This window comes from Flavobacterium sp. N1719, from assembly GCF_025947045.1.
GTDB lineage: Bacteria > Bacteroidota > Bacteroidia > Flavobacteriales > Flavobacteriaceae > Flavobacterium > Flavobacterium stagni.
In genome coordinates, this window is sequence record NZ_CP109993.1 from 1,255,147 (window position 1) to 1,272,355 (window position 17,209).

14 protein-coding genes and 1 tRNA gene are annotated in these 17,209 nt (G+C 40.8%); 7 read left to right on the plus strand and 8 right to left on the minus strand.

The features are described from left to right. The 5 genes from ftsA (at window position 1) to OLM45_RS05215 (ending at window position 5,339) form a co-directional block, all read left to right on the plus strand. Complete coding sequence (gene ftsA / locus OLM45_RS05195) at window positions 1-1,410, plus strand: cell division protein FtsA (RefSeq protein ID WP_264512538.1); 1,410 nt, start codon at window positions 1-3, stop codon at window positions 1,408-1,410. A gap of 38 nt (window positions 1,411-1,448) precedes the next feature. Then, window positions 1,449-3,482: a cell division protein FtsZ gene (gene ftsZ / locus OLM45_RS05200; protein WP_264512540.1), complete on the plus strand. Its 2,034-nt coding sequence runs from the start codon at window positions 1,449-1,451 to the stop codon at window positions 3,480-3,482. 126 nt (window positions 3,483-3,608) lie between these two features. Continuing rightward, complete coding sequence (locus tag OLM45_RS05205) at window positions 3,609-4,058, plus strand: GatB/YqeY domain-containing protein (RefSeq protein ID WP_264512542.1); 450 nt, start codon at window positions 3,609-3,611, stop codon at window positions 4,056-4,058. Window positions 4,059-4,071: 13 nt separating this feature from the next. Next, window positions 4,072-4,145: transfer RNA gene (locus OLM45_RS05210), tRNA-Arg, on the plus strand. Window positions 4,146-4,499: 354 nt separating this feature from the next. After that, window positions 4,500-5,339, plus strand: coding sequence for a zinc-dependent peptidase (locus OLM45_RS05215; protein WP_264512544.1), 840 nt, complete (start codon window positions 4,500-4,502; stop codon window positions 5,337-5,339). Here the strand turns inward: OLM45_RS05215 and OLM45_RS05220 are convergent. From OLM45_RS05220 to OLM45_RS05250, 7 genes are read right to left on the minus strand one after another with little or no spacing between them, the layout of a single operon-like run. After that, window positions 5,319-6,989, minus strand: coding sequence for a sodium/sugar symporter (locus tag OLM45_RS05220; RefSeq protein ID WP_264512546.1), 1,671 nt, complete (start codon window positions 6,987-6,989; stop codon window positions 5,319-5,321). The genes OLM45_RS05215 and OLM45_RS05220 overlap by 21 nt on opposite strands. Next, window positions 6,986-8,038 carry a UDP-glucose--hexose-1-phosphate uridylyltransferase gene (locus OLM45_RS05225; RefSeq protein WP_264512548.1) on the minus strand — a complete coding sequence of 351 codons (1,053 nt, stop codon included), beginning with the start codon at window positions 8,036-8,038 and terminating at the stop codon, window positions 6,986-6,988. Before OLM45_RS05225 ends, OLM45_RS05220 begins: the two co-directional genes overlap by 4 nt. Next, complete coding sequence (galK, locus tag OLM45_RS05230; RefSeq protein ID WP_264512550.1) at window positions 8,035-9,207, minus strand: galactokinase; 1,173 nt, start codon at window positions 9,205-9,207, stop codon at window positions 8,035-8,037. The genes OLM45_RS05225 and galK overlap by 4 nt, the downstream gene beginning before the upstream one ends. Before the next feature lie 6 nt (window positions 9,208-9,213). Next, window positions 9,214-11,619, minus strand: coding sequence for a beta-galactosidase GalA (gene galA / locus OLM45_RS05235; protein WP_264512552.1), 2,406 nt, complete (start codon window positions 11,617-11,619; stop codon window positions 9,214-9,216). 4 nt (window positions 11,620-11,623) lie between these two features. After that, a complete protein-coding gene (locus OLM45_RS05240; protein ID WP_264512554.1) occupies window positions 11,624-12,640 on the minus strand; it encodes an arabinogalactan endo-beta-1,4-galactanase in 1,017 nt (338 codons plus the stop codon). A 10-nt stretch (window positions 12,641-12,650) separates the two neighbouring features. Beyond that, complete coding sequence (locus OLM45_RS05245; RefSeq protein WP_264512556.1) at window positions 12,651-13,730, minus strand: arabinogalactan endo-beta-1,4-galactanase; 1,080 nt, start codon at window positions 13,728-13,730, stop codon at window positions 12,651-12,653. Then, window positions 13,727-14,779, minus strand: coding sequence for an aldose epimerase family protein (locus OLM45_RS05250; RefSeq protein WP_264512558.1), 1,053 nt, complete (start codon window positions 14,777-14,779; stop codon window positions 13,727-13,729). The genes OLM45_RS05245 and OLM45_RS05250 overlap by 4 nt, the downstream gene beginning before the upstream one ends. Before the next feature lie 100 nt (window positions 14,780-14,879). On the opposite strand from OLM45_RS05250, the gene OLM45_RS05255 reads away from it, so the two are divergent. Together OLM45_RS05255 and OLM45_RS05260 are read left to right on the plus strand one after the other, a co-directional pair. After that, on the plus strand, window positions 14,880-15,878 hold the full coding sequence (locus OLM45_RS05255; protein ID WP_264512560.1) for a substrate-binding domain-containing protein: 999 nt from the start codon (window positions 14,880-14,882) through the stop codon (window positions 15,876-15,878). A gap of 66 nt (window positions 15,879-15,944) precedes the next feature. Further along, window positions 15,945-16,364 (plus strand): CBS domain-containing protein, encoded by a 420-nt coding sequence (locus OLM45_RS05260; protein WP_129459881.1) that lies wholly within the window; start codon window positions 15,945-15,947, stop codon window positions 16,362-16,364. Window positions 16,365-16,389: 25 nt separating this feature from the next. Here OLM45_RS05260 and rpe read toward each other — a convergent pair whose 3' ends face one another. Beyond that, window positions 16,390-17,049, minus strand: coding sequence for a ribulose-phosphate 3-epimerase (gene rpe / locus OLM45_RS05265; RefSeq protein ID WP_264512562.1), 660 nt, complete (start codon window positions 17,047-17,049; stop codon window positions 16,390-16,392). Between the last annotated feature and the right edge of the window lie 160 nt (window positions 17,050-17,209).

The window sequence follows — 17,209 nt, forward strand, 5'->3', positions numbered from 1 at the left end:
ATGAACCAGAAAGAAAACATTGCCGTTGGATTAGACATTGGAACAACCAAGATTGTAACCATGATCGGAAAGAAAAACGAATATGGGAAACTTGAAATCTTAGGCGTTGGTAAAGCCAAGAGTTTGGGGGTTTCGCGTGGTGTGGTAAATAATATTACCCAAACCATCCAATCCATTCAACAAGCGGTGTTGGAGGCCGAAGAAAATTCAGGCTACAAGATCAATGATGTTGTCGTTGGAATTGCGGGCCAACATATTCGTAGTATTCAACACACCGATTATTTGATTCGCAGTAATCCTGAAGAAGTAATTGGGGAAAAAGACATTCAATTATTGATCGACCAAGTAAGTAAATTGGCGATGTTACCTGGAGAAGAGATTATCCATGTATTACCTCAAGAATTCAAAATCGACGGTCAATCGGATATCAAGGAACCTATCGGGATGTATGGTGGACGTTTAGAAGCGAGCTTTCACGTAGTGGTTGGTCAGGCTTCTTCCATCCGTAACATTGGACGATGTGTGCAAAGTTCGGGCATTGAATTGTCGGGTTTGACATTGGAACCCTTAGCTTCTGCTGATGCTGTTTTAAGTCAAGAAGAAAAAGAAGCCGGAGTTGCGTTAATTGATATCGGGGGTGGAACGACAGACTTAGCCATCTTTAAAGACGGTATCATTCGTCATACAGCGGTAATTCCTTTTGGAGGGAATGTTATTACAGAAGATATCAAAGAAGGTTGTTCGATTATCGAAAAACAAGCCGAATTGCTAAAAGTAAAATTTGGTTCAGCGTGGCCTGGTGAAAATAAAGACAATGAAATTGTTTCCATTCCGGGTGTTCGTGGACGTGATCCGAAAGAAATTTCGTTGAAAAACCTTTCGAAAATTATCCATGCGCGTGTGGTTGAAATTATCGAGCAAGTGTTTGCCGAAATCAAAGCCTATGGTCATGAAAATCCGAGAAAAAAGTTAATTGCAGGAATTGTATTAACGGGTGGAGGATCACAATTAAAACACATCAAACAATTGGTGGAATACATTACCGGCATCGATACCCGTTTAGGCTATCCTAACGAGCATTTAGCGGGCAACTCTAGTGAGGAAATTTCGAGTCCGATGTACGCCACTGCTGTTGGATTGGTGATGAATAGTGTGGCCAATAATACACAAAGTGCTTACAAAATTGAATTACAGGCGCCTCAACCCGTTGCACAACCGGTATATCAGCAACCTGTAACACCACAGCCGGTTCAGATTTTTGACGAACCTGCCATTCCACAAGAGTCCGTGGTTCAAGAAACGCCTAAAGCTCAAGTGCAAGAACCCATTACTACAGAAAGTACGATTCGCAGATCATTCTTCGATCGGTATGTAGATAAAATTAAAGATTTCTTAGACAACGTAGAATAAGTAGACAAAAACACAATATCAAACAAAACCAAAATCGTATGATGAGCAACTCAGAATTTGGAAGCATCTCATTTGATTTGCCTAAAAACCAATCAAATGTTATAAAAGTAATCGGTGTAGGTGGCGGCGGAAGCAACGCGATCAATCACATGTTCAAACAAGGTATCAAAGGAGTAGACTTCGTGATTTGTAATACCGATGCACAGGCATTACAAAACAGCGCAGTACCTAATAAAATTCAGTTGGGCGTAGGCTTAACAGAAGGTTTAGGTGCAGGAGCCAATCCAGAAGTGGGCCAACAATCCGCTATCGAAAGTATTGCTGAGATTGAAAAAATGTTGGACAGCAATACCAAAATGGTGTTCATTACTGCCGGTATGGGTGGTGGAACAGGAACCGGTGCAGCGCCAGTGATTGCTCAATTGGCGAAAGAGCGCGATATTCTTACGGTTGGTATTGTGACCATTCCTTTCCAATTTGAAGGAAAAGTTCGCTCCGAACAAGCCATGGCAGGGGTAGAACGTTTGCGTAAGCAAGTGGATTCCTTGATTGTGATCAACAACAATAAGTTGCGTGAAGTCTATGGAAACTTAGGATTTAAAGCCGGTTTCTCCAAAGCAGACGAGGTTTTGTCTACAGCCTCTCGTGGTATTGCTGAAGTTATTACGCACCACTATACACAAAATATCGACTTAAAAGATGCGAAGACGGTTTTATCTAATAGCGGTACTGCGATCATGGGATCGGCTACAGCTGTGGGTGAAAACAGAGCCAAAGACGCGATTATTTCTGCGTTGGATTCGCCTCTATTAAATGATAATAAAATCAACGGAGCTAAAAACGTATTGTTGCTTATCGTTTCAGGTTCTAGTGAAATTACGATTGACGAAATCGGAGAAATCAACGACCATATCCAAACGGAAGCGGGTTATAACGCGAACATTATCATGGGGGTTGGTGAAGACGAATCCTTAGGTGACGCGATTGCCGTTACTATTATTGCTACCGGATTTACAACGGATCAACAAGCGGAAATCGTAAATACTGAGCCACGTAAAATCATCCACTCGTTAGAAGATGAACAACGTTTGGTGCGCGACTTGAGTCAGAAGCCCGTTGAAGTTTTCGAAAATCGTATCGAAACTCCCGTAGAAACAACTTTTGTAGCTCCAACAGCTGAAGTGCCTGCTGTAGAAGAAAAAGTGGTTTTTGAATTGTTGGAGGATGAAGCACCTGTGGCTTTCACGACGCCTACGATCAATGAAAACGAGTTGATTCCGATGAATGAGTTTATCCGTAATTTGGATGTAACTTTTGAAATCGTTTCACCGATCAAAGATTTAGATTTTTCATTTTCAGCACCCGTTGCTGCGGCACCTGTTACTCCAGTAGCAGCACCAACAGCGACACCCGTAGTGAATGATATTTTTGTGAATGAACCGCAACAAGTGACTTTCCGTGAGGAAGTTCAACCAACTTTCACGTTTGACTTACCCGTGAACGAACCGATTGCACCTGTAGCGCAAGAAGACAATAAAATTGTTTTTGATTTAACAGAAGAAACCCGTAATATCAAAGTAAATGAGCACGTAGAATTTGTGCCGGTTACAGAGGTTGATAACGGCGTAATTCGTTACTCTTTAGAAGAGTATATGGAAATTGAAAACGAACTGTTAGGCTCGGCTAAACCTGTGGTTGCTGAAACCAAAGTAGAAGAGAAAATCGATGAAGAATTGAATTTCTCTACCAAAGTTGCGGCAGAACCTGCACAACCAAAATATACAACGTTTGCTTCAGATGACCTTTCGCCTGTAGAAATGAGTATTGAAGAGACTTTAAAAATGCGTGCAGACGAGCGTCGTAGAAAATTAAAAGATTTCAATTATAAATTCCACAACAATCCATCGCGTGTTGATGAGTTGGAAAAAGAACCAGCATACAAACGTATGGGAGTGGATTTGGATAATACAGCCAACTTTAATAACCAGTCCAGAATGTCTTTAGGGACAGACAGCAATGATGATATTCAATTGCGTTCCAACAATTCATTCTTACACGATAATGTAGATTAAATCATAAGTTAATTAAAGATGGGTAACCCGGAAGAAATTGTTTCTTTCGGGTTATTTTTTTACCTTTGGCACACTAAAAATCGCAAAAGCGAAAACTAGTATACTAATCCTTTAATTCTGAAGACGATGAGTTTGGAAACCCAAATTATGGACGAAATGAAAAACGCGATGCGTGCTAAAGACACCGTAGCTTTAGAAGCTTTGCGTGCCATTAAATCAGGTATCATTTTAGCGAAAACCGAAGCAGGTGCTTCTGATACTTTAGCGCCTGAGGATGAGATTAAGTTATTACAAAAATTGGTGAAGCAACGTAAAGACAGTGCTGCGATTTATACAGAACAAGGGCGTGCCGATTTGGCTGGACCTGAATTAGCTCAAGTTGCTGTAATTGAGAAGTTTTTACCAGCTCAAATGAGTGAAGCTGATGTTGAAGCTGCCGTTGCACAAATCATCGCAGAAAACGGATTTTCAGGAATGGCCGCAATGGGTCAGGTGATGGGAATTGCTTCAAAAGCCTTAGCGGGTCAAACCGACGGAAAAACAATTTCCACTATTGTGAAAAAGCTTTTAGCTTAAACATACAATTATTGGCTGCGTAGTTCAACTGGATAGAATATCAGATTTCGGCTCTGAGGGTTGGGGGTTCGAATCCCTCCGCGGTCACGAATAAATAATAATACCGAAAAGAAATTAAAATTCATTTTAAAATTTCTTTTCGGTATTATTATTTTCAAAGCGGAGCTTTGAGGGATCAACGAAGTTGAATCCCATTCGTGGTATTGGATTCATTTTAAAATTTCTTTTCGGTATTATTATTTTCAAAGCGGAGCTTTGAGGGATCAACGAAGTTGAATCCCATTCGTGGTATTGGATTCATTTTAAAATTTCTTTTCGGTATTATTATTTTCAAAGCGGAGCTTTGAGGGATCAACGAAGTTGAATCCCCTTCGTGAATTCGAAATTTTTTATTGTACTGCTTAACCAATTCATTTCCCTATCTTTGAATTTTACCTGCACATGGGAGAAGTTATCGTTATTTTACTTTTGTTAATGATCGTACTGGTTTTTGCCGTACTCATTTTTTATTTTTTCATCAATATTCTCGATTATTTTTTAGCCTCACTTTTTGGTCGCCCCTTGCGTTTACCCTTTCGTTGGAAAACCAAAAAACTTTCCCTTTCACAGTCCAGTTTATTGCACCACTATTTTTCGTTTTACCGACGATTATCGCCCAAACGACGTGTTGAATTTGAACATCGCGTGGCGCATTTTCTGGAAGTATATGAATTTCATGGGCGCGATTTCGAAATTACCGAGGAAGTTCGAATGTTAGTTGCAGGAACGTATGTGATGCTGACTTTCGGATTTCGGGATTATTTAGCCAATGTTTTTGAGCGCATTATTGTCTATCCTGAAGTCTATTATTCCAATATTACCGAACAATACCATAAAGGCGAGTTTAATCCTGCAATGCGTGCGGTAGTCTTTTCTTGGGCTGATTTACTAGAAGGACATTCTATTGAAAATGACAACCTCAATTTGGGGATTCACGAATTTACCCATGTACTGCAACGTAACGCCTATCAAGAAGGAAGTACAACGGCCTCCATATTTAAACGACATTTTGATGCTTTGATGGAATTTGTAAAACACCCCAATGTCCAACATCAAATTGTGGAATCCAAGTATTTTCGCGAGTATGCCTTTACCAATGAATACGAATTTCTAGCGGTGGTTATCGAACATTATTATGAAACCCCAAACGAGTTTCGAGCACAATTCCCTAATCTTTTTAAAAAAGTAAGTCGGATGCTCAATAGTGCTCACGCACTTCAATTACCAGAAAATCGTATATAAAGCCGCTAAAATTCCTAAAATAATCAAACTCCAAACCGTAAAGGATGGGGTCGTTTTGAATAAAGCAGCATCGATTTCCAAGCCATTGGTTTGCACTCCTTTTTTGTTTTCATAAAGGCTAATGGTAGCCATTCCCACAACACAAATTAAGAACACAAAGCCCATACGATCGACAAACGGTATTTCATAAATTCCCTCCGCATTAGGAACAGCAAAGCCCGTGCTGTAAAGGAATTCTAAATTCACCATGCCGGGTAAGAATTTGAAAAGCAGGGAAAGAAGGAATCCGCCAACCGTAGCAAATAATGCCGCATTGGAGGTGGTTTTTTTCCAGAAAAAGCCCAAAATAAACATGGCAAAGATGCCCGGACTCACAAAGCCCGTGTATTCTTGAATGTATTGGAATCCTCCTTTTTTATCAATGCCTAACAATGGGGCTACAATAATAGCGATTAGCAAAGCGGCAACAACAACTTGCTTGCCTACTTTAACCAATTGTGCTTCCGATGCGGGTTCGGTTCGGTTTTTATTATAAACATCCAAGGTAAAAATGGTCGCAATACTGTTGGCTTTTCCTGCTAATGAAGCGACAATTGCTGCAGTTAGTGCCGCAAAGGACAAACCTTTTAAACCAACAGGGAGTAAGTTCAATAAGGTAGGATAAGCCCTGTCGGGATTCAAACTGCCGTCTTGCATCAACTCGGCGCCAAAATACCCTTTTTGATACAATACATAAGCCGCTATCCCCGGAATAACCACAATGATGGGCATTAAAAGTTTTAAAAATGCAGCAAATAAAATTCCGCCACGCGCTGTTTTTAAGTCGGCTCCCAAAGCCCGTTGTGTGATGTATTGGTTACAGCCCCAATAATTCAAATTGATAATAAGCATTCCTCCAATCAAAACTGATAACCCAGGAAGGTCCATATAATTGGGATTGGTTTTATCAAATATCATGTGGAAATGGTCGGATGCATTGTTTTTCATTAATGAAAAACCTTCTATCACACCCGTTGAACCAAATTGTTCGGCCACCAAATTCAACGCCAAATATGTCGTCACCAATCCGCCTAAAATCAAGAAGAAAACTTGAATCACATCCGTATAACCAATGACTTTCATGCCGCCCAACGTAATCATCAAGGCAAATACGGCTAAGAAAACCATACATAGGGTTAGGTTTAAACCCGAAATACTACTGATAGCCAAAGCACCCAAATACAAAATCGAGGTGAGATTGACCAAGACATACAATAACAACCAGAACACCGACATGATCATGGCAACTTGCCCGTTGTAACGTTGATTTAAATACTGGGGCATGGTGTAGATTTTATTCTTTAAATAGACCGGAATAAAAAATACAGCCACGATAATCAAGGTTAGTGCCGACATCCATTCGTACGTAGCAATAGCCAACCCCATTTTGAAACCACTACCACTCATCCCGATAAATTGCTCGGCACTGATGTTACTCGCGATAAGTGAAGCACCAATGGCCCACCAGGTCAGCGAACCTTCGGCCAAGAAATAATCTTTACTATCAACTTCTGTTTTTTTCTTTTTTCTATAAATAAATAACCCGTAGCCTACAATGATGACAAAATACAGGAAGAAGACAATATAATCTTGGGTCGCTAAGGTTTTCATAACGTACGGGTTTTATAGTGTTGAAGGGATAAGTCACGCAAAACTGCGGCACTTTGTTCGGGAGTAATATCGCGTTGGGCTTCAGCCAACATTTCATAGCCTACCATAAATTTTTTGACCGAAGCACTACGCAATAAGGGTGGATAAAAATGCATGTGTAGGTGCCATTCAGGATGATCGTTACCATCGGTGGGCGCTTGATGAATTCCTGCCGAATAGGGGAAAGGTATTTCAAAAAGGTTATCGTATTTCACGGTAATCGCTTGAATTGCTTCAGCAAAAGCCGTTTTTTCATCCTTAGTAAGTTCTAATAGATGTGCCATCGGGCGCTTAGAAATTAGCAACGTCTCATACGGCCATGTCGCCCAAAAAGGAACTACGACAACAAAATGATTATTTTCAAACACAATTCGTTCCTTCGCTTGGAGTTCGGCGTTAACATAATCGGACAATAATGTACTTCCGTGTTGTTGGTAATACTGCAATAAATGGTTGTGTGTTTTAGCGACTAATGTGGGAAGCGATGATTGTGCCCAAATCTGTCCATGGGGATGCGGATTACTACACCCCATAACACTGCCTTTATTTTCAAAAATTTGAACAGCATTGATATAATCCAATTGACCTAATGTTCGGTATTCATCTTGCCAAGTTGTAATCACTTTTTCAATAGAAGGAACATCCATTTCAGCTAATGTCAAACTATGATTTGGAGAAAAACAAACCACACGGTTGATCCCGCGTTCGGGTTGCAATGTAAAGAAATTGGATTCAGGTTGGGTAAATGCCACTTCGTCATTTAACAAAGCCGCAAAATCGTTGTCAAACACATAGCAATCGCTGTAGTTTGGGTTCGCAATTCCGTTGGCACGAACATTTCCCGCACACAAATAACATTCAGGATCGTGTGAGGGTAAGGTAACGGTTACAGGCGTTTCTTTTTGTCCTTGCCACGGACGTTTGGCCCTTTGCGGAGAAACCAATATCCATTCCCCTAGCAATGGGTTATAGCGACGGTGCGGGTGGTCATTGCGGTCAAACGGCATCATGCTTTTTCGTATTTTGTTGTTCCTTTCGAAATTTTGATAGGATAATAGTTTAAAGTAATCCCAAATTGCTCAAAATAAGCGGTTTTCATTTGGGCTATAATTTCTTTTTCTTTTTCTTTTGGGACCAAATTAATGGAACAACCACCAAATCCGCCTCCCATCATTCGAGCACCCAAAACGCCTTCTTTTTTTAGAATCGTTTCCACTAAAAAATCAATTTCGGGGCAACTCACTTCATAATCGTTGGATAAACCCCAATGCGTTTCGGTCATCGTTTGTCCCAACAACGCATAGTGATGATTGTTTAAGGCTTGGGCAGCCACATCAACCCGTGCAATTTCTTTGACTACAAAATGACACCGTTTGTAGATGATTTCACCCAATTCAGATTTTAGACTTTCAATCATTTCCAAGGTACAATTGCGAAAAGTCCTTACTTCGGGATAATGCGATTGGATCATTTTCAAGCCTACTTCTACTTCATTTCGACGGTCATTATAGCCAGAGGTAAGGTGCGTATGTTTCACACAACTATCCAAAAGCAGTAAGCTATAGTCGCCCAAATGAGCATCGTAATAGGTATAATCTAGGGTTGTACAGTCGAGTTTGATGACTTTGTTTTTTTTGCCAAATACTGAAGCAAATTGATCCATAATCCCACATTTTACGCCTGCAAAACGATGTTCGGCCTGTTGACCAATTAGCGCAATGTCTTGTCGCGAAAGGTTAAGGTCAAAAAGTGAATTTAACGCAAAAGCGAAACCACACTCCACAGCAGCTGAGGAGGAAAGTCCGGACCCCATAGGTACCGTACTACTAAACGTCATTTCAAATCCCGAAACGATTTTATTGCTACGTTTGAGTTCGTCCAAAACACCCAACAGGTAATTCACCCACATGGTTTCCACGGGGACTAAATTGTCTTCTGTTGATAAAGTATAGGATTCGTTTAAATCTTTGGCATGAAAGGAAATGGTGGAGTTGTTTGTTTTGCGAAGGGCAATGCATACGTATTTATTAATGGCAGCTGGAAGTACAAATCCATCATTATAATCGATGTGTTCTCCAATAATATTGATGCGCCCCGGAGAGAGAAAAACAGCTTCGGGAGCCTGATGATAAATCTGTTGAAAGTGGTCGCGTGTTTGACGCACGAGTTGCTTTTTCATGGCAAGTTAATTCGTTTGAATGAGGGTAATGGTTTCTGAGGCAAGTCCGTTGGCGGTCGCTTTAAGAGTAAGGGTTTCCTTGGTTTTTCCCGCTTGAAGAATCACTTGGCATTTACCGTTAAAGGCGCTGCGTTGCCAAGCACCTTCGGGACAATGATCGGGTTCGTGCGAACTCGGATCGCCGTTGCCTACACCAATTATTTTAGCATCACCCGTGAGTTGGAATTGAATACGGTTGTCGGCCACAGGAACTTCACGCCCTTTTTCATCTACAATAGAAAGGTTAACAATCACCGCATCTGTTCCGTTGGCTTTTAATGTTGAACGGTTCGGAGTAGCAATCACACGATAGGGCGCTCCTGTAGTTTCAACCGAAGTTGTAATTTTTTTACCTTTTTTAAAACCTATAGCTTCTAATTTTCCGGGTTCATAAGGAACCGACCATTTCAAATGGCTGTTACGGGGCATGACTTTTTTACCCAAACTTTTGCCATTTAAAAAGAGTTCCACATCATCAGCATTGGTGTTGACCCATACTTCAATGGGTTGTCCCACTTTATCAGCCCAATTCCAATGTGGTGAAATATGAATAATATCTTCATTGGTCCACCAACTTTTGTAATAGTAATAGATGTTTTTTGGAAAACCACAAACATCCATAATACCGAAGTGCGAGTTGATATTCGGCCATTTGTAGGGAGTGGGTTCGCCGCGATAATCCAAGCCTGTCCACACAAATCCGCCCATCCAATAATCGTTCACAGCGGCAAGGCTCCACCATTCTTCGGCTTTGCTGGCCCACCATGGTGCGGTGATATCTTGATCGGGAACATAAGCCCGAATCGGATCTTTTTCATAAATACCGCGTGTGGTAACTGTACTGCCCATTTCTGTTCCCAAAAGTGGTTGGTTAGGATGGTCTTTATGATAATCGGCGACCTCAAACTGACGGTAGTTGAAGCCGCGAACGGGAATGACTTCATTAACGCCGGGAAATTCATTGCCCATATCGGCCGCATAGGTGCTTGTACGTGACGGGTCTAGTTCGCGTTGTTTGGCTAACAGTGTAAGCGCTATTTTTTTACCAAAATCATTTTTTTGAATCCATCCTTCTTCATTACCAATCGACCACAAAAACACGGACGGATGATTGCGATCGCGTTTGATTAAGCGGGTAAATTGGTCCAAGTACTCCGGACTGCTATTTAACAAACGTTGTTCGTCCAAAACCAACATTCCTAAGCTGTCACAGGCTTCGAGTAGTTCGCGTGTGGGCGCATTATGACTAGCACGGTAAGCATTGGAACCTAATTCTTTTAATAATTTAATACGATAATATTGAAGATCATCGGGTAAGGCACTACCAACGCCTGCATGATCTTGGTGGTTGTTGGTACCTTTGATTTTAAGCGATTTTCCATTTAAGAAAAATCCTTTTTGACCGTCAAATGCTACGGTGCGGAGACCAAATTTGGTTTCCTGTTGGTCCACTATTTTTCCGTTTTGTTTGACCACGGTTACCGCTCGATACAAATACGGATTGTCTATGTCCCAAAGGATAGCGTTTGAAAGGGTTATTTTTTGTTTTATCGTACCTTGTTGATTGGTGGTCAAACTCAATTTTTGTTCGCTTGTTGTTCCAATTATTTTTCCTTCACGGGATTTTATAAAGGTGAAAACAGTGCAATTAGTGGTATTAAAATTTTTGTTGGTTACTGTGGTTTCTAAGGTAACCGTTGCCTTTTTGCCGTTTAGCGTAGAATGCACAAAGAAATCGCCATCGGCAACATGTAGGTTGTTGAATTGATTGAGCCAAACATGACGATAGATGCCTGCGCCTTCATAAAACCAACCTTCGTATTGTGTAGCATCCACACGCACAACCAAAATATTTTCTTTATCGGTCAAAATGTAATCCGTGACATCATAGGAAACGCCTACATATCCGCTCTGATTCGTGCCCACATAAAATCCATTTAACCAAATCGAAGCATTGCGGAAGATACCATCAAATTGAAGTTCGTAACGGTCCAAACCCGGTTTTGGGGTAACAGTAAAATGTTTGCGGTACCAACCAATACTGGTTTCGGGATACAAGCCGCCAATGGGTTTATAGCCGTGGGATTCGACATCAAAATTGGGAGAATACACAAAAGGCAAGTCCACAGCCCAATCGTGCGGAATGTTTAGTTTGGTCCATGTGGTATCGATAAATTTTGGGTCAATTGCCGTTTTGGCAGCGCCACCCGATTTGGAGAAAATCGTAGCGATACCATAATTAAAATCTTTTTCAGGATTGGCAGCGTGACCTAAGTGAAAGCGCCAATCCGCATCAAGGTTGGTTTTGATTTGGGCTTTCGCCGAAAGGCAAACCAAAGAAATTGTAGTGAAAAGTAACGCGATTTTTTTCATGCGATTATTTTTTAAATGCTTGCAAAGCAGGTGAAGGTTGACCGTTTTCCAACCACGCGTTTAAGCTGTAGTGGCTCCAACTCTCAATGCCTTGAGGTTCCCAATACATTACGCCCAAGCCTTTATTGTTGGGAACTTTGCGCACTGCATTGATGGTTGCTTCTAGTAATTTATACGTATTTTCCACTTTAGAAACTTCGCCGCCTACTTCAACGACCATCACTTCTTTGTTGTATTTTTTAGACAAGTTAATCAAATTTGTTTCCAAATCAGCAATGGTTTCGGTGTAGTCTTTTTTAATCCAAAATGGATAATAAGAGAGTCCGATGACATCATAGCGTACATTTTCTTGCGTGACATGATCAAAAAAGGCATTAAATTTATCGATGTTGTTCCCTTCATCCACATGAACAATCACTTTGATTTTTGGATCCACCGCTTTGGTGGCGTCATAGCCTTTGTTTAAGAGTTGGCCCAATTGTTTCCAATTGTGGGTACAACCGTCGGGCCAGAGTAGTCCCCCCGGAATTTCATTTCCGATTTGAACCCATTCTGGCGTAACGCCTACTTTTTTAAGCGCAGAAAGCACCTCAAAAGTATGCGTATACACATCATTTAATAGTTCAGGAAAACTATGATTTTCCCAAGCTTTCGGTTTGTTTTGTTTGGCAGGATCGGCCCAAGAGTCGCTGTAATGAAAATCGATCATCACACGAAAGCCTAGTTTTTGTGCGCGAACCGCCATTTGAACGGTTTCCTCTTTACTGCAATGTCCGCTGGCTTTATCATCGTTGGGATTGACAAAGACACGCAAACGAATGCTGTTCATGCCAAGTTCTTTAAGAATTTGGAGGCAATCTTTCGGATTCCCTTTTTCATCTTTGAATTGAACACCACTGGCTTCCATTTGGGGCAACCAGCTCACATCGGCACCTTTAGCAAAAGTCGATTGCTGCGCCGATGCGGCTTGAAGCCCTACCAAGAGCAGTGATAAAACATGAAAAACTATTTTTTTATACATACGATTCCAATTAATTGGCACTAAACACGCTCATCGCGGGCAGTGCATTGTTGTTAAAGTCCCATAGCGCTTGGTTTTCCCATGATGAGCCATTGGTGGAGGTTGGTCCGCGGAAGGCAATCCATTCGGTTCCCCAATAGCAAAACCCGAGTCCGTTTGGTACTTGTTTGATTCTGTTTTTAAGGTCTAAAAGGAAATTCTTTTGTCCGTCAGCCGTCGCATCATACCCGGGAACGAGTTGGTTTTGGAGTCCGACAATATTGTTTGTCCAATCGTTCCAACCCAAGGTAAAAGGATAAGCGGTTTCGGCCACGAGAATTTTTTTGGAGTACAACTGACTCAAACTTTGCATTTTAGTTTGAAGTGCATTCATATCCGTGCCGTGCCACACGGGGTAGTAGGAGAGTCCGATATAATCATAATCAACCGTTGCTACTTTGCTAAAAAACCAATCCGAACCGCTCATACCGGCATGGTGTAACATGATTTTGGTTGTAGTGGACTTCGCCCGAACCGCCGCACAAGCGGTAGTAACAAGTTGTAGGTATTGCGATTCATTTGTGGATAATTTACCCTCTGGCCACAGCATGCCGTCGTTGGTTTCATTGCCAATTTGGATGATGTCGGGCTGAATTTCAGTCATGACTAATGAAGTGTACGTGCCTACCGTATTTTTAAGGGTAGTAAAATCAAACGACTGCCAAGCCACAGGTTTGGTTTGGTTTCCAGGATCCGCCCAAGTATCTGAATAATGCACGGATAGCCACACTTTCAATCCCGCTTGTTTAATACGTTGGGCAAAGGATTTTACTTCATTCAGTCCGCAATGTCCGTCAGAGGGGTTTTGCCAAAGGCGGACACGAATGGTATTGCAACCCGCATTTTTAAGCGTAAGAATGGGGTCTTGTACGGTATTGTTGTATTTGTATTGTGTGCCTTCACTTTCGATTAATGGGAGGTACGACATGTCGGCGGCCCGAATAAAAGTTTCCGTTGGTGTTGGCGTTGGCGTGGGTGAGGTGGCTGAATCTTCATTTTTTGAACATCCTATCAATGAAATGGTGATTAAAAAAAATAAGATCTTTTTCATAGTGCCGTAGTTTTTTTAAATTGAAATAATGTCTCTTGAAGGTAAGTATCTCCTTTTTTTAATAGGGCATTTGGGAAATGCTTATGGTTGGGAGCGTCGGGAAAATTTTGAGTTTCAAAACAAATTCCGCTCAGCGAGTGATAATTGGATTGTTCTTTTCCTTTGATTTGGTTGAAGCAGTTGCCACCTACATAAATATGGACGGCGGGTTGGTTGGTAAAAACATCCATACGCAACTGATTTTTTGGGCTAAAAAGGGTGGCGGCAAGCGGTTGATTTAAGACAAATGTTGTGTCGATTGATTTTGGACACTCGGCGATGGAGGAATAATCGTGGATCGAACCTTTAACGGGAATAAATTTTCCCGAAGGAATAAGTTCGTAATCGGTATCCAAGAAGGTATCAGCATACAGTTTGAATTGCATGCCTTCCACCGCTTGGTCATGTCCATTCAAATTAAAGTAACTATGTTGGGTCAAATTAATCGGCGTATCTTCAGTTGCAGTCGCATGGAATGTAACTTTTAATGCATTGTTTTCAAGCAATTGATAGGTTACGGTAATGGTAGTTGATCCGGGATAATTTCCATGATTTTCGGGTGTGGTAAAGGTGTAAGTCAAACTCGGGTTTTCATCCAAAGTTGCCGATTTAAAGCGCCACACCTGATTACTTAAATTGCGATTGCCCCCATGAATATGGTGCATGCCTAAGTTGGCGTCTAATTGAATTTCACAGCCATTGAATTTCACAATTCCTTTATTTATCCTGCCTGCATACAAGCCAACGACAGCTCCTAAAAAGGGCGGACTCGGCAATGAGAACGATGCTTCATAGTCTTCTGCATTATCAAAGCCAAGGACTACATCGACATTGGAATAGTCGCTCACCGGAATCTTTAGTGAAGTAATCGTCGCTCCCAAATCACTCACAGTTAGTTCCATACCGTTTTGATTGCGAATCGTCCGAACATATACTTCTTTTCCTTTTTGGGTGAAACCAAACAATCTGGCAATAGAGTGTGAGGTTAATTGCGAATTCTCATTTTTCATCCCTAATTTTTTTTGGATTTATCAAAAGTAAGCGACAAAGTTGTAAATTGCATACCAGTACCTACCGGTTTTCGTAAACATCCTACCGGTTTTTTAGAATATGCGAATAATACAGGTTGATAAGCAATTAGTTACTCCGATTTACAAGCAAATTGTAGGTCAGGTTGAACAAGCCATTATGAATCGGAAGTTATTTAAAAATGATCGACTGCCTTCGGTGAATAAAGTTTGTTTGGAGAATCAGTTGTCGCGGGATACCGTTTTATTGGCTTATGAAGAGTTGAAAAAGAAAGGCGTAATTTACGCGATTACAGGGAAAGGGTATTATGTGAAGACTGAGGAGTTCGATTATGAACAGCGGTATTTTTTATTGTTTGATGAATTAAATGCCTTTAAAGAGGATGTTTATCATGCTTTTGTGACGGCTTTAGAAGGAAAGGCTCAAATTGATATTTACTTTCATCATTTTAATTTGGGAATGTTTCGCAAATTGATTCACGATGCCCAGGGGAATTATTCCAAATATATTATTATGCCTTCCAATTTGGAAGGAGTAGAACCTGTAATTGGGTTGCTTCCCGAAAATGAGGTGTTTATTTTGGATCAAATGCGGGATTCATTGCAACACTATCCTTCTATTTATCAAAATTTTGATCAAGCCATGTATGAGGCATTGGTTTTGGGTTGGAAACGTATTCAAAAGTACGCCCGACTTATCTTGTTGTTTCCAGGGAATAAAGAACCTTTGGGGATGGTGCATGGTTTTGAACGCTTTTGTGCCGACTATCAATTTGAGAACCAAATTCTACAATCATTTGCCTCCCATCAACCAGAAAAGGGAACCGTTTACATCATTCCTGATGATCGGGATTTAGTTGATGTAGTTGAAAAGACACAACAATTAGGCTGGAAAATCGGAAGCGATGTTGGAATTATCTCGTATAATGATACACCTTTGAAGAAAGTTGTCGCAAATGGAATTACGACGATTTCAACCGACTTTGCAGCGATGGGGCAACGCTTGGCGACACTTGTTTGGGAGCAACAACGCATTCAGGAAGAAAATCCGAGTCGTTTAATTGAGCGACAATCCTTATAGGTGACGAATGTCATGTTTTCCTTTTTTATTCGGCAGTAACTTTATAGTACTAAAGAATAATGCCTTATGAAACAGCATGTACCGGTCACTTCTATAATGACCAAAAATGTAATCAAACTTAATGTTACCGATGATTTGACCAAGGCGGAAACGCTTTTCAAGAAGCATCATATTCGGCATATCCCTGTAGTGAATGGGAACCGAATCGTTGGGATGTTGAGTTTAACGGATTTGTTGCGAATCTCTTTCGCAGATGCCGTTGATGATGAAGCTCAAGAAGTGGATGTTACGGTGTATAATATGTTTACGGTTGAGCAGGTAATGGCTCGAAATTTAGTAAAAGTTTCACCGGAAACGTCCATTAGAGAAGTTGCTGAGATTTTAGCAACCAAAGAATTTCATGCACTGCCTGTCGTTATGGATGAATTATTGGTAGGTATTGTCACCACCACCGATTTAATTAAGTATTTATTGGCACAGTATTGAAAAAGGCTTCCGAAGAAGCCTTTTTTTATTGGGTAATGGATTTTAAATTTTGAATCGTAGCAATGGGATCTTCAGCGCCGAATACAAAACTGCCTGCAACCAAAACATCTGCGCCTGCATCGACTAATTGTTTTGCGTTTTTATTGGTTACGCCACCGTCAATTTCGATTAAAGTAGTTGCCTTTTTTCTTTGAATTAAGGCTTTCAGCTTTTCCACTTTCGAATAGGTGTTTTCAATAAACGATTGTCCGCCAAACCCAGGATTCACACTCATAATACATACCAAATCAATGTCTTGAATAACATCTTCCAATAAATCAATATTTGTATGCGGATTTAAAGCTACACCTGCTTTCATTCCTTCTGCTTTAATGGCTTGAAGGGTGCGGTGCAAATGCGTGCAAGCTTCATAATGTACTGTGAGTACATCGGCGCCTAATTTTTTGAAGGTGGTAATGTAACGATCAGGATCGACAATCATTAAATGGACATCGATTGTTTTTTTAGCATGTTTTTGAATGGCTTCCAAGACAGGCATACCAAACGAAATGTTAGGAACAAAAACGCCATCCATAATATCGATATGAAACCAATCGGCTTCACTGGCGTTAACCATTTCGATATCACGTTGCAAATTGGCAAAGTCGGCTGCCAAAACAGAAGGCGCAATTAGGGTATTTTTCATGAGAAAAGATAATTTGTTGTGTTGTGGTACAAAAATAGGTAATAAAAGTTATGAATTATGAGTTATGAATTAAGAGTTGATGGAATAAAATCAAAATTTTGAGCACTCAAGTTCCAAGCGAACAGACCGGGTTTTGTTTGCCCTACAAAAAACAAAACTC